This is a genomic window from Kitasatospora sp. NPDC098652, from assembly GCF_044760155.1.
In the GTDB taxonomy this organism is placed as follows: domain Bacteria; phylum Actinomycetota; class Actinomycetes; order Streptomycetales; family Streptomycetaceae; genus Kitasatospora.
Window position 1 is genome coordinate 205,558 of the sequence record NZ_JBIWAQ010000004.1, and the last position, 16,518, is coordinate 222,075.

Consider the following 16,518-nt stretch of genomic DNA (forward strand, 5'->3'; position numbering starts at 1 on the left):
ACCGGGCGGCACAGCTATTAGGACGTCCTACTAATTTACTCGGACGTCCTAGTACTTGTCGATGGAGCCCCGCCCGTGGAAACGGCGGCGGCCGGGAGCGGCAGCCGGGCAGCCGGGCAGCCGGGCGGCCGGGGCGGAAACGCCGAGGGCGCCCTCCCCCGGTCGGGGAAGGGCGCCCTGGTGGCGCGTGCTCGTGGCGCGTGCTCGTGGCGTGCGGCTCAGACGCCGGCCGGCTGACGGGCGCCGCCCGCCGGGAGCTGCTCGGCGGCCTCGCGGGCCACCCGGCGCTCGAAGACGAAGGAGAGGAACGGGATGCAGCCCGCCGCCAGGGTCAGCACCAGGCGGCCGAGCGGCCACTTGAGCTTCTGCCCGAGCAGGAAGGTCACCACGAAGTACCCGATGTACAGGTAGCCGTGCAGCATCGCGACATAGGTGGTCACGTCCTCGGCGGTGCTGAAACCGTACTTCGCGACCATGAAGCCGCAGAACACCAGGAGTGCCACACCGGTCGCAATGGCCAGGCCGCGGTACCAGCCCAGCAGGGGGGTCGCCTTCATACTCTTCCTCGCCTCGCTCGGCTCTTTGGGCCGGTACGCCCGGATCCGCGCACCGCTCCCACGAGGGTAGCCGTCCTCACGGCCGCCCCTGAGCAGCCCCCTCGTCCGGTTCGGCGAAGTCGCCCGCCGCGATCCGCAGCGGCCTGAGCAGTTCGAAGACCTGCCGGCACTGCTCGGGGCCGTACTCCTCCAGCCCGAACTCCATCGACATCAGCTCCCGGGTGGCCTCCTCGACCACCTCGCGGCCGCGCCCGGTGATCGCGGCGAGCACCCCGCGGCCGTCCAGCGGGTTGGGGCGGCGGGCGACCAGGCCGGCCCGCTCCAGCCGGTCGACGGTGTTGGTGACGCTGGTCGGGTGGACCATCAGCCGCTCGCCGATCTTGGAGAGCGAGAGCTCGCCGGTCCGGCTGAAGGTCAGCAGCACCAGCGCCTCGTACCGGGCGAAGGTCAGTCCGTACGGTTTGAGCACCGCGTCGACCCGGGACAGCAGGATCTGGTGGGCGCGCATGATCGAGGTGATCGCCGCCATCGAGGGCACGGTGCCCCAGCGGCGGGCCCACAGTTCGTCGGCGCGGGCGATCGGGTCGAAGTCGAGTGCGAGGGGCTTGGCCACCTCCTTACCGTACCGGCGGACGGGACGTGTGCTACCAGCCGTCCTGATGGTGGACAAGCGCGACGCGTGGCGGGATCCCGCCAATCGGACGGCCAGGTCCATACCTGGACATTGCGTCGGTGTGAACTGCGGGCAACGGTCGCCCGGCGCAACGGGGTTGACCGTCGAACGCCCGAACGCCCCGGTATCAGGCCTCGGTTCGGACCGTAACCCGCTGAAAGTCGGGGTAAAAGGTCCGCTTTGTCCGTCCGTTCACATTCCTTCGTCCTGGCGGGACTTGGCCAATTCATGAGGAAGACCTGTCATTTGATTTGCTCGATTGTCATGCTTTCCGCCAACCCCGTTCGACCGCCACCACCCCCACCCAACCGGTGGCAGCCGCACGACCGTTCGGGGTCCTCGCACGTCAGCGCCCGTCCCGCCCCGAAGGTGCCGACCCCGGCCCCCGGGACGCGGTGCGACCGCGCCCACACGCGGTTTCCCGGAAGGACTCGTCCGTGAAGCGAAAGCTCGCCGCAGTCGCCGTACTGTCCGCCACCGCTCTGCTCACCGGTGTCGTCCAGGCCGGCGCGGCCCAGGCCGACCCCGCCCCGCAGGCCGGCAGCTCCCAGCAGCTCGCCGCCCTGCTCGCCCAGGCGAACGGCCAGTCCGGCAAGGTCGCCCACGCCCTGGCCCTCGGCGGCCAGGAGCAACTGGTGGCCAAGGACGTCGTGGTGGACGCCGACGGCACCCGCCACCTCCGCTACGAGCGCACCCTCGCCGGGCTCCCCGTCCTCGGCGGCGACCTGGTCGTGCACCAGAAGGCGGACGGCACCACCACCGCCGTGGACAAGGCCGTCGGCGCCAAGCTCGCGCTGCCCAGCCTCACCCCGCAGATCCCCGCGGACAAGGCCGCCGCCCAGGCCACCGGCGCCGTGCAGTCCACCGTCGGCATCACCGTCGACGAGGACGAGGCGCCGCTGACGGCGGTGCACCAGACCGGCAAGGCCGAGCTGGTGGTCTGGGCCACCGACGGCAGCCCGCGCCTGGCGTACCGCACCACGGTCGAGGGCGAGCGGGCCGACGGCACCCCGAGCCGCCAGCTGCTGGTCACCGACGCGGCGAGCGGCCAGGTGCTCTCCACCCACGAGGAGGTGCAGACCGCCTCCGGCACCGGCAAGGGCGTCTTCGTCGGCACCGTCCCGCTGACCACCACCCAGAGCGGCAGCTCCTACCAGCTCAAGGACGCCACCCGCGGCGGCCAGGCCACCTACACCCTCAAGGGCAGGACCTCCGGCTCCGGCACCCTGGTCGCCAACACCACCAACAGCTTCGGCAACGGCCTCGCCTCCAACGCCGAGTCCGCCGCCGTGGACGCCCAGTACGGCGCCGCGGCCACCTGGGACTTCTACAAGAGCACCTTCGGCCGCAGCGGCATCAAGAACAACGGCGTCGGCGCCGCCAGCCGGGTCCACTACGGCTCCAACTACGTGAACGCGTTCTGGGACGACTCCTGCTTCTGCATGACGTACGGCGACGGCACCAGCAACACCCACCCGCTGACCGCGCTGGACGTGGCCGGCCACGAGATGAGCCACGGCGTCACCTCCGCCACCGCCGGCCTCAACTACTCCGGTGAGTCCGGCGGCCTCAACGAGGCCACCTCGGACATCTTCGGCACCATGGTCGAGTGGTACGCCAACCTGCCCTCCGACAAGCCGGACTACCTCATCGGCGAGCAGATCAACATCAACGGTGACGGCAAGCCGCTGCGCTACATGGACCAGCCCTCCAAGGACGGCGCGTCGGCGGACTACTGGTCCTCGACGGTCGGCAACAAGGACGTCCACTACTCCTCGGGCGTCGCCAACCACTTCTTCTACCTGCTGTCCGAGGGCAGCGGCGCCAAGACCATCAACGGCGTCAGCTACAACAGCCCGACGTACGACGGCTCCAGCCTCGCCGGCATCGGCCGGGACAAGGCGGCGCAGATCTGGTACCGCGCGCTGACCACCTACTTCACCTCCACCACCAACTACGCGGCGGCCCGTACCGGCACCCTCAAGGCCGCGGCGGACCTGTACGGCGCCACCAGCGCCGAGTACAGCGCCGTCGCCGCGACCTGGACCGCCGTCAACGTGAAGTGACGCACGGCGCAAGGTGAGCTGGACGCCCGGGGCCCCGCTGGAGGGCAGGCCCCGGGCGTCCGTCCTGGCGGGATCCCGCCAGCACGGACGAACCGTAGATTCCGGACAGTGGACGGCAACCGAACCATCCGCACCGCCCCTGGCGACTCCTGGCCAATCCCCGGCGGCGCCCTGTTCTTTCCTGCCATGAATTGTCATGCTTATGACCACGCTCCCGCTCAACGCTCCGTCACCCCCACCCAATTGACGGATCGTCAGAAGCCGCACGGGAGCAGCACGTCCGCGCCCTACCGCCCCCAACGGCGCCACCCCCGGCGCCCCGGTACGCGGCGCACCCGCAGGCACCCGCGGGTCTCGTGGAAGGAACTGCCCCACGTGAAGCGAAAGTTGACCCTTCCGGCGGTGCTCTCCGCCACCGCTCTGCTGGCCGGCGTCGTCCAGATCGCCGCCCTCCCCGCCGCCCAGGCGGCCGTACCCGCCCCGCCGTCGGCCGCCCCGCTCGCGTTGGCCGCCGCGCAGAGCGCGCCGCTGGCGCAGCAGCTGGCCCTCGGCGGCCAGGAGCGGCTCGTCGTCAAGGACGCCGTGGTGGACGCCGACGGCACCCGGCACCTGCGCTACGAGCGCACCTTCGCCGGCCTGCCGGTGCTGGGCGGCGACCTGGTCGTCCACCAGCGCCCGAACGGCTCGGTGGCCTCGGTGGACCGCGCCTTCGACGGCCGGCTGGCGCTGACCACCACCACCCCGGCGCTCACCGGCGGCCAGGCCGCCGCACGGGCCACCGACGCCGTCCGGGCGACCGTCGGCCTGGCCGCGGACGCGGACGAGCCGGCGCTCAGCCGGGTGGACGGCGCCGACACGCCGGAACTGGTGGTCTGGGCGGCCGACGGCAACCCGCGGCTGGCGCACCGCACGGTGGTCCAGGGCCAGCGGGCGGACGGCACCCCGAGCCGCCAGGAGGTCGTCACCGACGCCGCCACCGGCCGGGTGCTCTCCAGCCAGGAGCAGGTGATGACCGCGACCGGCACCGGCAAGGGCGTCAACGTCGGCACCGTCACCCTCACCACCACCCAGAGCGGCTCGACCTACTCGCTCAAGGACGCCTCCCGGGGCAACCAGTCCACCACCGACCTCAAGGGCGGCACCTCGGGCAGCGGCACGCTGTTCAGCAACACCACCAACTCCTGGGGCAACGGCTCACCGTCCAACCGGGAGTCCGCCGCCGTGGACGCCCAGTTCGGCGCGGCCGCCACCTGGGACTTCTACAAGAACACCTTCGGCCGCAACGGCATCAAGAACAACGGCGTCGGCGCCGCCAGCCGCGTCCACTACAGCAGCAACTACGTGAACGCGTTCTGGGACGACTCCTGCTTCTGCATGACGTACGGCGACGGCTCGGGCAACACCCACCCGCTCACCGCCATCGACGTCTCCGGCCACGAGATGAGCCACGGCGTCACCTCCGCCACCGCCGGGCTGATCTACTCGGGCGAGTCCGGCGGCCTCAACGAGGCCACCTCGGACATCTTCGGCACCATGGTCGAGTGGTACGCCAACCTGCCCTCCGACCCGCCGGACTACCTGATCGGCGAGAAGCTCAACATCAACGGCAACGGCACCCCGCTGCGCTACATGGACAAGCCGTCCAAGGACGGTCGCTCGGCCGACTACTGGTCCTCCACGGTCGGCAACAAGGACGTCCACTACTCCTCGGGCGTGGCCAACCACTTCTTCTACCTGCTGTCCGAGGGCAGCGGCGCCAAGGTCGTCAACGGGGTCAGCTACAACAGCCCGACCTCCAACGGCTCTACGGTGACCGGCATCGGCCGCAACAAGGCGGCCGCGATCTGGTACCGCGCGCTGACCGTCTACATGACCTCCACCACCAACTACAAGGCCGCCCGCACGGCGACCCTCAAGGCCGCCTCCGACCTCTACGGCGCGAGCAGCGCCGAGTACAAGGCGGTGGGTGCGGCCTGGAGCGGGGTGAACGTCAACTAGCCGCCCCGGCGCCCACCAGCCACCACCGGTGAGAAACGGCGACAGGCTGCCGCGGCCCTTTGGGAGAGGAGGCCGTGGCAGCCTGTCGACCGTCCGCCCGAACGCGGGGATCAGGCGGTGGCGGGCTGCAGCTCGCCGCGCTCCTCCCGGCCGAGCATCCGCTCGGCGAAGAAGCCGCCGAGCGGCAGCACCGAGAGCACGAAGAGCAGGGCGCCGCGCTTGACGTCCCACTTCTGCGCCTGCCAGGCCTGGATCCAGAAGATCACGTACAGGATGAACAGGATCCCGTGGACCATGCCCATCACCAGCACGGCGTCGAAGGACGTGGTCCGCTTCAGCACCGAGCAGATCAGCAGCAGGATGAAGGAGATCCCCTCGGGAGCGGAGACCAGGCGCAGGCGGTGGACGGCGCTGCTGTTCACGATGGATACCTCAATACGGGGGTCGGAGGCGCGGGCACGCTTGTGAAGCGACTCACAAGCCTTCCGGCCATTATCACCGAGCACATGTACGGGCCCCGGGCCGGGGGTGGCCACCGTGCCGGATGTCACAGCCGCGCGCCAGAACCCCGCCGACCGCAGCAGGGCGTCGCCCGTACCCCCTATCCTGCTGCCCGCGCGCCCGACGGAACCGGGCGTCACCGGCACCGCACCACGGGGGTAGCACCACATGTTCAAGCGTGACTGGGACCGCAGGACCTGCGCCAAGCGCGGCCACATCACCTACGCGCCGGCCGAACCCGAGCTGGCCGCCCGGCTGCACACCGCCACCGCCGTCGGCGACGCCTGGCGCTGCCTGCGCTGCGGCGACTTCGCGCTCGGCGCCCCGCACGGCTCCGGCCCGGCGGCAGACGCCCCGCTGGTGCCGCGCGGCAAGGCGCTGCGGGACCTCTTCATCCTGCGCTTCCTCGCCGTCGAGCGGGTCCTGCGCGGCGTGATCATCATCCTGATGGCCTGGGGCGTCTGGAAGTTCTCCAACAGCCAGGAGGCCGTGCAGCGGATCTTCGAGGACGACCTCACGATCTTCAAGCCGGTCACCGACCACTTCCACTGGGACCTCGACCACGCCCCGATCGTCGAGACCATCCGCAAGACCTTCGGCTACCAGAAGAAGACCCTGCTGATCGTCGCGGGCGCGCTGGTCGCCTACGCGCTGATCGAGATCGTCGAGGCGGTCGGCCTCTGGCTGGGCAAGCGCTGGGCCGAGTACCTGACCGTGGTCGCCACCGCCGCCTTCCTCCCGCTGGAGGGCTACGAGCTGCACGAGCACGTCAGCGCGGTGAAGATCTGCACCCTGCTGCTGAACATCGCCGCGGTGCTCTGGATCATGCTCTCCAAGCGGCTGTTCGGCCTGCGCGGCGGCGTGGTGGCCTTCGAGGCGGAGCGCCACTCGGCCTCGCTGCTGGAGGTCGAGGAGGCCGCCGGGACGGTCCCGCACCCCGGCCACGGCCACGGGGCGCACGCACGCTCCTGACCCGAACGACTGTCCCGAGTCCGTACCGGTCCGCCCCGGCCCTCTCGCCCGGCCGCCCCCGCGGCGGCTAGATTGCGGCCGTGGCACAGTTCAGACTCCAGGGATCGCGGGTCCTCGCCGTCGAGTTGGGCGGGGACGCCGTCAAGGCCCGGCACGGCTCGATGGTCGCGTACACCGGCCAGATGACCTTCAAGAAACTGACCGGCGGCGGGGACGGGCTGCGCGGCATGGTCGCCCGCAGACTCACCGGCGAGCGGATGACGGTCATGGAGGTGAAGGGGCAGGGCACCTGCTACTTCGCCGACCGGGCCACCGAGATCAACCTGGTCCGCCTCGACGGGGAGACGCTCTACGTCGAGGCGGACAACCTGCTCTGCACCGAGGCCGGCCTGCACACCGGCACCAGCTTCACCGGGCTGAACGGCGTCTCCTCGGGCAACGGCCTCTTCACCACCAAGGTGGAGGGGCACGGCTGGGCGGCCGTCACCTCCAACGGGCCGGCCGTCATCCTGCGGGTCGGCAAGGACATGCCGCTGCGGGTCGACCCCGGCGCGTACGTCGCGCACACCGGCAACCTGCACCGCAGCGTGAAGTCGGGCGCGGGCTGGACCACGGTGATCGGCGAGGGCGGCGGCGAGGCCGTGCAGGTCGAGTTCACCGGCGAGGGCCTGGTGTACGTCCAGCCCTCGGAGAAGGTCACCATCGGGGGTGACGTCTGATGGGCTTCACCCGGATCAACGGCAAGATGGTCGAGGCCCAGGTGGTGCCCGGTCAGCGGCTGTTCAGCCAGCGCGGGGCCATGCTCGGGTACACCGGCGACGTCCGCTTCACCCCGAACATCACCGGCGGCCAGGGCGGGGTGATGTCGATGATCGGCCGGCGGGTCGCCAACGAGGACACCCCGCTGATGACGGTCGAGGGCCAGGGCCGGGTGATGTTCGGCCACGGCGGCCACCATGTGCACGTGATCGACCTGGTCGGCGACACCCTGTTCGTCGAGGCGGACCGGCTGCTCGCCTTCGAGGGCACCCTGCGCCAGTCCACCGTCTTCCTCGGCTCGCAGGGCGGGGTGATGGGCATGGTCCGCGGCCAGGTCAGCGGGCAGGGCCTGTTCACCACCCGGCTGGAGGGGCAGGGCTCGGTCGCGGTGATGGCCCACGGCGGCGTCTTCGAGCTGCCGATCACCCCCGGCCAGTCGGTGCACGTCGACCCGCAGGCGTACGTGGCGCACCGCGGCGAGGTGCGCAACAAGCTGTCCACCGCGATCGGCTGGCGCGAGATGATCGGCCGCGGCTCGGGCGAGGCGTTCCAGCTGGAGCTGTCCGGGCAGGGCACGGTGTACGTCCAGGCGAGCGAGGAGAAGCTCTGATGTCCCACCCGCCGCAGCCACCGCAGCCGCCGTACGGGCAGTCGCCGCACGACCAGCAGACCCAGCCGGGCTTCACGCTGCCGCCGAACCACGGCCGCTCCGCGGGCCACCCGCCGCCGCCTCCCCCGCCACCGCCGCCGTCCTACCAGCCGCAGGCCTACCCGGCGCAGGCCTACCAGCCGCCGCCGCAGGCCCAGCCGCCGCAGCCCCAACAGTCGTACGCCCAGGAGCAGTTCGGCGGCCCGCAGGCCCCGCTGCCGACCACCCACGGCGGCACCGGCCCGGTGGTGTACGACGCGCACACCCTGCCGGCCAACGACAACGTCAACCCCTACGCCTTCGCCGTCGAGCTGAACGGCTCCTACTTCCTGCAGAAGGGCAAGATGATCGCCTACTACGGCGACATCTCCTTCCGCGGCGTCGGCGCCGGGATGGTCGACCGGGTGCTCGGCCAGCACTTCAACTCCCCGCTGCACGCCTCGGACTGGGTGGTCGCCCAGGGCTCCGGCCGGCTGCTGCTGGCCGACCGCGCCTTCGACCTCAACTCCTACGACCTGGACGACGGCAACCTGACCGTGCGCTCGGGCAACCTGCTCGCCTTCGACCCGACGCTGCGGCTCAAGCAGTCGATCATCCCGGGCTTCCTGACCCTGATCGGCACCGGCCGCTTCGTCGCCGCCTCCAACGGGCCGGTGCACTTCGTGGAGCCGCCGGTCCGGGTGGACCCGCAGGCCCTGGTCGGCTGGGCGGACTGCCCGGCGCCGTGCCACCACTACGACCACGACTACCTGCACGGGGTGGTCGGCGGCCTGCGGCGGCTGACCGGCATCGGCGGCGCCTCCGGCGAGGAGCACCAGTTCGAGTTCATCGGTGCCGGGCAGGTGCTGGTGCAGTCCAGCGAGACGCTGCTGGCCGAGCGCTCGGTCGGCCGGGTGGACGCCGAGGCCGGGGTCCCGGGCGGCGGGGTGCCGATCCAGCCGGGCCACGGCGGCAACCAGCCCAACGCACCGGGCCTCGGTAACCTGGGCGAACTCGGGCGACGTTTCGGCCTGTAAACTTGTACAAGATTGAACTAAATCGGCTATGCTGGATCCCATGGATACGCACACGATCGACACTGCGGACAACCCTCCGCCGCAGCCCGAGGAGGAGACTCCCTGGCTGACCGCCAGGGAGCAGCGGATGTGGCGCGCCCATCTGGAGGTCGCCAAGCTGCTGGACTACCAGCTCAGCCGTGAACTCCAGCCCCACAACCTGGCGATCAACGACTACGAGATCCTGGTCGTGCTCTCCGAGGCCCCCGACCACCGGATGCGGATGACGGACCTCGCGACCGCCACCCTGCAGTCCAAGAGCCGGCTCTCGCACCAGATCACCCGGATGGAGAACGCCGGGCTGGTGCTGCGTCAGGAGTGCCCCGGCGACCGCCGCGGCCTCTACGCCCACCTCACCGAACAGGGCTGGGAGACCATGCAGCGGGTCGCCCCCGACCACGTGCGCAGCGTCCGGGCCCACTTCATCGACCGCTTCACCCCGGAGCAGCTCGACGCCCTCTACGCGGCCCTGGCCCCGGTCGCCGAACACCTCCGCGGCCTGCGCGGCAAGCCGTAGGCGCTACGACGGCGGCCCCGCCGAGAGGGCGGGGCCGCCGGATGCGGTGCGCAGGACCGGTCAGCGGTCGAGGTCGATCGTGAAGCGCCTCGTGCCCGGACCGATCGTGTCGGCGTGGATCTGGCCACGGGCCCGGTCGAACTCCCCGGTGCCGCCGGTGATCGCGTTGTCGAAGGACGGCGGCGGGCCCGGGTTGAGGTTGCCGAAGACCATCCCCTGCGCGGAGATCTGGCCGTCCGCGAGGGTGTAGGTCACGACGCACTCCTCCGCTCCGCCGTTGTCGACGGTGGTGGTGGTGCAGGTGCCGTCGGTCTCGCCGACCTGATTGATGCCGTCCTTGTCGAAGAGGATCGAGCGGAAGACGGTCCGGTCGCCCTGGGCCGGGGCGCCGCCGGGATTGACCGGGAAGTGCGACTGCTGCGCGAGCCGGCCGACGAGGGTGATGACCCGGTCCCTGCCCATGGCCTGGGCGGAATCGGCGGTGGCCGCCGCGGCGGCCGCGACGGGGGTGCAGGCGAAGAGGGTGACCAGCGCTGTGGCCGTGCCGAGACGAGCTGCTCTGGTGGGGCGCATCGGGTGACTCCTGAGGTTGGTGCTCACGGGTGGTCCGGCGAGCAATTCATAACCTCGGTTCTGCCGTCGCCGGATCGTCCCGGCACGACCCACCGGAAGGTCCGTCCGGTCGGAGCAGCCGGGGAGGGCACCGGCTCACCCGACCGGGCCGTACGGGCGGGTGCCCAGGCCCTGCGCGGGAAGTCGGCCGGGCCGACTTCCTGCGCACCGGGCGAAGCCGCTCAGCCCGTGGTCAGGCCCGCGACCAGTTCGTCGGCCGCGCCGTACGGGTCCAGCTCGCCGTTGACCACCCGTTCGGCCAGGCCGGCCAGGTGGCGGTCGCCGGAGAGGTCGCCGATCCGGGCCCGCAGCTCGGCCAACGCGATCGCCTCGATCTCCTGGGCGGCCCGACGGCGGCGGCGCGCCGCCAGCTCGCCGGTCTCCTCCAGCCAGGCGCGGTGCTTCTCCAGGGCCTCGACCACCTCGTCCACGCCCTCGCCGCGGGCCGCGACGGTCTTGACGATCGGCGGGCGCCAGTCCCCCGCCTCGCGGGCCTCGCCCAGGCCCAGCATGTGGTTGAGCTCCCGGGCGGTGGCGTCGGCGCCGTCCCGGTCGGCCTTGTTGACCACGAACACGTCGCCGATCTCCAGGATGCCCGCCTTGGCGGCCTGAATGCCGTCGCCCATCCCGGGGGCCAGCAGCACCACAGCGGTGTCCGCCTGGGCGGCGACCTCGACCTCGGACTGGCCCACGCCGACGGTCTCCACCAGGATCACCTCGCAGCCGGCCGCGTCCAGCACCCGCAGCGCCTGCGGCGCCGCCCAGGACAGCCCGCCCAGGTGCCCGCGGGTGGCCATCGAGCGGATGAACACCTCGGGGTCGGTCGCGTGGTCCTGCATCCGGACCCGGTCGCCCAGCAGCGCCCCGCCGGAGAACGGCGAGGACGGGTCCACGGCGAGCACCCCGACCCGCTTGCCGAGCCGCCGGTAGGCGGAGACCAGCGCCGAGGTGGAGGTGGACTTGCCCACCCCGGGCGAGCCGGTCAGGCCCACCGTGTACGCCTGCCCGGTGTACGGCGCGAGCGCGGCCATCGCCTCGCGCAGCTGCGGGGCGGCGTTCTCGACCAGCGTGATCAGCCGGGCGACCGCCCGCGGCCGGCCCTCCCGGGCCTGCTCGACCAGCGTGGCGACATCGATCATCAGGAGCTCCTTGCGCGGATGCCGGCGGGTGGCGGCGGCGTACGGCTGCGAACGACGGCGGATGCCGAAGGGGCCGCGGGCCACTTGTGGCGGTCCGCAGCCCCGGGGTCACGTCTACGGCCTGTCCGGCCGCAGCGCGGGTCAGGCCTTCGGCACGCGCACGATCAGCGCGTCGCCCTGGCCGCCGCCGCCGCACAGCGCGGCCGCGCCGACCCCGCCGCCGCGGCGCTGCAGCTCCAGCGCGAGGGTCAGCACCACGCGGGCGCCGGACATCCCGATCGGGTGGCCGAGCGCGATCGCGCCGCCGTTGACGTTGACGATGTCGGCGGAGACGCCGAGGTCCTTCATCGACTGGTGGGCGACGGCCGCGAAGGCCTCGTTGATCTCGATCAGGTCGAGGTCGGAGACCTCCAGGCCCTCCTTGCCCAGCGCGTGCCTGATCGCGTTGGACGGCTGCGACTGGAGCGAGTTGTCCGGGCCGGCCACGTTGCCGTGGGCGCCGATCTCGGCGATCCAGGTCAGGCCCAGCTCCTCGGCCTTGGCCTTGCTCATCACGACCACGGCGGCGGCGCCGTCGGAGATCTGCGAGGAGGTGCCGGCGGTGATCGTGCCGTCCTTGGTGAAGGCGGGGCGCAGCTTGGCCAGGCCCTCCACGGTGGTGTCGGCGCGGATGCCCTCGTCCTGGCTGAACAGCACCGGCTCGCCGCGGCGCTGCGGGATGGCGACCGGGACGATCTCGGCCTCGAAGACACCGTCGGCCTGCGCCTTGGCGGCCCGCTGGTGGGAGGCGGCCGCGATCTCGTCCTGCACCTCGCGGGCGATGCCCAGGCGGGTGTTGTGCTTCTCGGTGGACTCGCCCATCGGGATGTTCTCGTAGGCGTCGGTCAGCCCGTCGTACGCCATCGCGTCGAGCACCTCGACCGCGCCGTACTTGTAGCCCTCGCGGGACTTCGGCAGCAGGTGCGGGGCGTTGGTCATGGACTCCTGGCCGCCGGCCACCACGATGTCGAACTCACCGGCCCGGATCAGCTGGTCGGCCAGGGCGATGGCGTCCAGGCCGGAGAGGCAGACCTTGTTGATGGTCAGTGCCGGGACGTTCATCGGGATGCCGGCCTTGACGGCCGCCTGGCGGGCCGGGATCTGGCCGGCGCCGGCCTGCAGCACCTGGCCCATGATCACGTACTGGACCTGCTCACCCGTGATGCCGGCCCGCTCCAGCGCGCCCTTGATCGCGAAGCCGCCGAGGTCGGCACCGGAGAAGCCCTTGAGGGAACCGAGCAGGCGGCCCATCGGGGTCCGTGCACCGGCAACGATCACAGAGGTGGTGTTGGTCATGGGACGGGCCCCTTCGCACGTCGTGGCCAGGTGGTGAGGATGCGCTCAGGGTACTGACCTGTGTTCCGCCCGTCACCGGAGCGACGGTGTGATCGAGCGCACTGGCACCGTCCAGTCAACACCGTGTCAATACGATCCGGGTGAACGTCCGGGTGATTCCCGGTGTGTGAGCAGGCTCGCACGTCCGGCACTGGCGCCGCCTCCGCGCCGTACGCTGCACTGGGTGCCACCTGTCCGTCCACCGCCCCTGGAGGCGCCGTGCTGACCCGCATCGACCACATCGGCATCGCCTGCCGAGACCTCGACAAGACGGTCGAGTTCTACCGCGCGACCTACGGCTTCGAGGTGTTCCACACCGAGGTCAACGAGGAGCAGGGGGTCCGCGAGGCCATGCTCCGGATCAACGGCACGGACGACGGCGGCGCCTCGTACCTCCAGCTGCTGGAGCCCACCCGCCCGGACTCCACCGTCGCCAAGTGGCTGGAGAAGAACGGCGAGGGCGTGCACCACATCGCCTTCGGCACCGCCGACGTGGACGGCGACTCCGAGGCGATCCGCGACAAGGGCGTCCGGGTGCTGTACGACCAGCCGCGGATCGGCTCGATGGGCTCGCGGATCACCTTCCTCCACCCCAAGGACTGCGGCGGCGTGCTGACCGAGCTGGTCACCTCGGCCCAGCCGGGCGAGCACGAAGGGCACTGAAACGACCTCCGAACCACCCGCGGTGCCGCCCGCTCCCGGGCGGCACAACGGAATCGGGCCCTAGCGACCCGTCAGTAACCTGGTCCGGCGGCCGGAAAACCCCTACGCGGCCATTCCCCCGTGGTGCGCGCCCACTACAATGCCCAGGTGCGCGACGACTCCGGGGGACGGAGGCGGCGGGCACGGCCGATGACAGGCCTGTCCGCCCTCCGGTGGTCGGCCCGTCGCAGGGGAGTCCAGTACGCGGGCACGGCTGAACAGTCGCAAGACGGATCTGTCACCATTCTCCACAGGCAAGAGTTCGCCCAGGAGTCCACCCGGACGGGGGAACGCGGCACATCCGCGCTCCCGCGACCAGGACTCCGACGACCGCGGCGGACGGCTCCGGCTTGGCAGCGGGTCGTCCGGTGACCGCGGATGCAAGGACCAGTCGGACCAGGGCCCCGGACACGGGTGGCCGGGACCGGCCGGGTCGAGGACGCGACCAGGAGATGGATGGGACCGCGGAGTGCGGGGCAACGACCGCTACGAGGTTGATGATCACCTCTCCCAGTTCGAGGCCGAGATGGGTCGGACTCGGAAGGAGCGGGACAAGGCCGTCGAGCATGCCGAGGACCTCGCCTACCAGGTGGAGGTGCTCCGGGCCAAGCTGCACGAATCCCGGCGCATGCTCGCCCAGCCGCGCGCCTTCGACGCCGTCTCCGGCCAGGCCGAGCAGATGCTCCGGACCGCCGAGATGCAGGCCCAGCAGATGCGCGCCGACGCCGAGCGCCAGCTGCGCGACTCCCAGGCCGCCACCCAGCGGATCATGGCCGAGGCCGCCGAGCGCACCGCCCGGCTGGAGGACGAGCTCACCGAGCTGCGCCGCTCCGCCGAGCAGCACGTCAACGGCTGGGCCGAGCAGACCCGGTCCGGCTCCGAGCAGGAGGCCCAACGCCTGCTGCAGGAGGCCCGCGCCGAGGCCGAGCGGATGGTCGCCGCGGCCCGCGCCGAGGCCGCCGCGCTCTCCGACCACGCCCGCGCCCAGACCGCCGCCGACGTGGACGCCGCCCGCGGCGAGGCCCAGGCCGCCGCCGAGGCCGCCCTCCAGAAGGCCCAGAACGACGCCGAGCGACTGCTGCGCGCCGCCTCCGAGCACGCCCAGCAGGCCGGTGCCCAGGCCGCCGCCGACGTGGACGCGGCCCGTGGCCAGGCCCAGCAGGAGCTGGCCGCCGCGCACGCCGCCGCCGAGCAGCAGCTGGCCGCCGCCCAGGCCGAGATCGGCCGGCTCAAGGAGCAGGCCGCCGCCGAGCAGGCCCGCGCCGAGCAGCAGCTGGGCGCCGCGAAGGCCGAGATAGAGCGGCTGCGCGACGCGGCGCTCGCCGAGGCCGAGCGCGCCCGCCGGGAGGCCACCGAGCTGCGGATCCAGGCCGAGCAGGCCGCCGAGCAGCTCCAGGCCGACGCCGAGGCCGCCGCCGAGCGCAAGGTCGCCGACGGCGAGGCCGCCACCGAGCAGCGCTCGCAGACCGCCCGGGCCGAGATCGCCCGGCTGGTCGCCAACGCCACCAAGGAGTCCGAGGCCATCCGGGCCGAGGCCGAGGCGATCCGCAGCGAGGCCGCCACCCGGCAGGCCGAGGCGGACGCCGCCAGGGCCGCCGCCGCCGAGGAGAGCGAGCGGCTGCGGGCCACCGCCGAGTCGGTCGCCGCCCAGTTGAAGGCCGAGGCCGAGGCGGCGATCGCCGAGCTGCGCGCCCAGGCCGACCGGGACGTCGCGGAGCTGCGGGCCCAGGCCGAGGCCGACGCCCAGCGGCTGCGCGGCGAGGCCGAGGAGGCGGGCCGCGCGGCCGGCGCCAAGGACGCCACCGTCCACCTCGCCAAGGCCGCCAAGACCGCCGAGGAGGTGCTCGGCCGGGCCAACCAGGACGCCGAGACCGCCCGCGGCGAGGCCGCCGCCGAGGCCGAGCGGATCCGCGCCGAGGCGCAGGCCGAGGCCCAGCGGCTGCGCGAGCAGGCCCAGGCCGCCGTCGAGCAGGCGCAGAACGCCGCCCTGGACGACGCCGCCGCGATCCGCGAGCGGATCGAGCAGATGCAGGACGAGGCGGCCCGGCTGCGCGCCGAGGCCGAGGAGCTGCGCGCCCAGGCCGCCGCCGAGGCCGACCGGGTCCGCAGCGAGGCCCGCCGCCAGGCCGTACTGCAGATCGAGGAGTCGGCGAAGAACGCCGAGGAGCTGCTCACCAAGGCCAAGGCCGACGCGGACGAGCTGCGCGCCGGTGCCGCCGGGGAGGTCGAGCGGCTGCGCGCGCAGGCCCAGGAGCAGGCCGCCGAGACCCAGGGCAGGGCCGAGCAGACCCTGGCCCGGGCCCGTACCGAGGCCGAGAAGATCACCTCGGCCGCCGAGCAGCAGGGCCAGGACGCGGTGGCCGCCGCCAAGGCCGCGGCCGCCGAGAACCGCGCTGCCACCGAGCGCGAGACCGCCGAACTCCGGCGCAACGCAACCGAGTTCGACCAGCGGGTACGTGCCGAGGCGGCCGCCGCCGCGGAGGCGCTGGCCGCCGAGGCCCAGGCCGAGGCGAACGCCGTCCGGGACGCCGCGGTCGCCGACGCCGAGCGGGTGCGCACCGAGGCCGACACCGAGGCCGCCCGCACCAGGGCCGAGGCCGAGACCACCGCGAACGCGCTGCGCGAGGAGAGCCGGCGCGAGCGCGAGGAGGCCGCCGCCGGGCTGCAGCGCGAGCGCGAGGAGACCGCCGAGCAGCTGGCCGCCGCCCGGGCCGCCCGTGAGCAGGCCGAGCAGGGCGCCGCCGAGCTGACCGAGCGCACCGCCCGGGAGAGCACCGAGGTCCGCGCGGCCGCCGACCGGTACGCCGCCGAGCAGCGCGAGAGCGCCGACCGCGAGACGGCCGAGCAGCGCGCCGAGGCGGAGCGGTACGCCGCCGAACACCGCGCCGAGGCCGAACGGGCCGCGACCGAGCTGCGCGCCCTCGCCCAGCAGGAGACCACCCAG

14 protein-coding genes and 1 pseudogene are annotated in these 16,518 nt (G+C 72.6%); 9 read left to right on the forward strand and 6 right to left on the reverse strand.

Annotated elements, in window-relative coordinates; all coding sequences use genetic code 11:
- Positions 1 to 218 precede the first annotated feature (218 nt).
- Positions 219 to 557, reverse strand: a complete 339-nt coding sequence (locus ACIQWA_RS11675; protein ID WP_360243740.1) for a DUF3817 domain-containing protein — start codon at positions 555 to 557, stop codon at positions 219 to 221.
- A gap of 76 nt (positions 558 to 633) precedes the next feature.
- On the reverse strand, positions 634 to 1,170 hold the full coding sequence (locus ACIQWA_RS11680) for a MarR family transcriptional regulator (protein ID WP_360243743.1): 537 nt from the start codon (positions 1,168 to 1,170) through the stop codon (positions 634 to 636).
- Between the two features lie 497 nt (positions 1,171 to 1,667).
- Between ACIQWA_RS11680 and ACIQWA_RS11685 the strand changes: the two genes are divergently transcribed.
- Together ACIQWA_RS11685 and ACIQWA_RS11690 are read left to right on the forward strand one after the other, a co-directional pair.
- Positions 1,668 to 3,296 (forward strand): M4 family metallopeptidase, encoded by a 1,629-nt coding sequence (locus tag ACIQWA_RS11685; RefSeq protein ID WP_402481131.1) that lies wholly within the window; start codon positions 1,668 to 1,670, stop codon positions 3,294 to 3,296.
- 375 nt (positions 3,297 to 3,671) lie between these two features.
- Positions 3,672 to 5,294, forward strand: coding sequence for a M4 family metallopeptidase (locus tag ACIQWA_RS11690; RefSeq protein WP_360243749.1), 1,623 nt, complete (start codon positions 3,672 to 3,674; stop codon positions 5,292 to 5,294).
- Between the two features lie 110 nt (positions 5,295 to 5,404).
- Here the strand turns inward: ACIQWA_RS11690 and ACIQWA_RS11695 are convergent, their stop codons facing one another.
- Positions 5,405 to 5,731 (reverse strand): DUF3817 domain-containing protein, encoded by a 327-nt coding sequence (locus ACIQWA_RS11695; protein WP_402481603.1) that lies wholly within the window; start codon positions 5,729 to 5,731, stop codon positions 5,405 to 5,407.
- A 232-nt stretch (positions 5,732 to 5,963) separates the two neighbouring features.
- Here ACIQWA_RS11695 and ACIQWA_RS11700 point away from each other — a divergent pair, with 232 nt between their 5' ends.
- The 5 genes from ACIQWA_RS11700 to ACIQWA_RS11720 all read left to right on the forward strand — a co-directional run bounded on the left by ACIQWA_RS11700 (position 5,964) and on the right by ACIQWA_RS11720 (position 9,747).
- On the forward strand, positions 5,964 to 6,767 hold the full coding sequence (locus tag ACIQWA_RS11700) for a DUF2127 domain-containing protein (RefSeq protein ID WP_360243752.1): 804 nt from the start codon (positions 5,964 to 5,966) through the stop codon (positions 6,765 to 6,767).
- 80 nt (positions 6,768 to 6,847) lie between these two features.
- On the forward strand, positions 6,848 to 7,486 hold the full coding sequence (locus ACIQWA_RS11705; RefSeq protein WP_360243755.1) for an AIM24 family protein: 639 nt from the start codon (positions 6,848 to 6,850) through the stop codon (positions 7,484 to 7,486).
- Positions 7,486 to 8,136 (forward strand): AIM24 family protein, encoded by a 651-nt coding sequence (locus tag ACIQWA_RS11710; RefSeq protein ID WP_402481135.1) that lies wholly within the window; start codon positions 7,486 to 7,488, stop codon positions 8,134 to 8,136. Before ACIQWA_RS11705 ends, ACIQWA_RS11710 begins: the two co-directional genes overlap by 1 nt.
- Before the next feature lie 254 nt (positions 8,137 to 8,390).
- Positions 8,391 to 9,191 carry an AIM24 family protein gene (locus ACIQWA_RS11715; RefSeq protein WP_402481605.1) on the forward strand — a complete coding sequence of 267 codons (801 nt, stop codon included), beginning with the start codon at positions 8,391 to 8,393 and terminating at the stop codon, positions 9,189 to 9,191.
- Positions 9,192 to 9,231: 40 nt separating this feature from the next.
- Positions 9,232 to 9,747 (forward strand): MarR family transcriptional regulator, encoded by a 516-nt coding sequence (locus ACIQWA_RS11720; protein ID WP_360243761.1) that lies wholly within the window; start codon positions 9,232 to 9,234, stop codon positions 9,745 to 9,747.
- A gap of 60 nt (positions 9,748 to 9,807) precedes the next feature.
- On the opposite strand, the gene ACIQWA_RS11725 is transcribed toward ACIQWA_RS11720, so the two are convergent.
- From ACIQWA_RS11725 to ACIQWA_RS11735, 3 genes are all read right to left on the reverse strand, one after another.
- Positions 9,808 to 10,320, reverse strand: a complete 513-nt coding sequence (locus ACIQWA_RS11725; protein ID WP_402481138.1) for a hypothetical protein — start codon at positions 10,318 to 10,320, stop codon at positions 9,808 to 9,810.
- A 221-nt stretch (positions 10,321 to 10,541) separates the two neighbouring features.
- A complete protein-coding gene (meaB, locus tag ACIQWA_RS11730; RefSeq protein WP_360233689.1) occupies positions 10,542 to 11,498 on the reverse strand; it encodes a methylmalonyl Co-A mutase-associated GTPase MeaB in 957 nt (318 codons plus the stop codon).
- A 141-nt stretch (positions 11,499 to 11,639) separates the two neighbouring features.
- Positions 11,640 to 12,833: an acetyl-CoA C-acetyltransferase gene (locus ACIQWA_RS11735; protein WP_360233686.1), complete on the reverse strand. Its 1,194-nt coding sequence runs from the start codon at positions 12,831 to 12,833 to the stop codon at positions 11,640 to 11,642.
- Positions 12,834 to 13,091: 258 nt separating this feature from the next.
- Between ACIQWA_RS11735 and mce the strand changes: the two genes are divergently transcribed.
- Together mce and ACIQWA_RS11745 are read left to right on the forward strand one after the other, a co-directional pair.
- Positions 13,092 to 13,535 (forward strand): methylmalonyl-CoA epimerase, encoded by a 444-nt coding sequence (gene mce, locus ACIQWA_RS11740; protein ID WP_360233683.1) that lies wholly within the window; start codon positions 13,092 to 13,094, stop codon positions 13,533 to 13,535.
- Between the two features lie 508 nt (positions 13,536 to 14,043).
- Positions 14,044 to 16,518, forward strand: a pseudogene (locus ACIQWA_RS11745) (hypothetical protein); the annotation flags it as partial.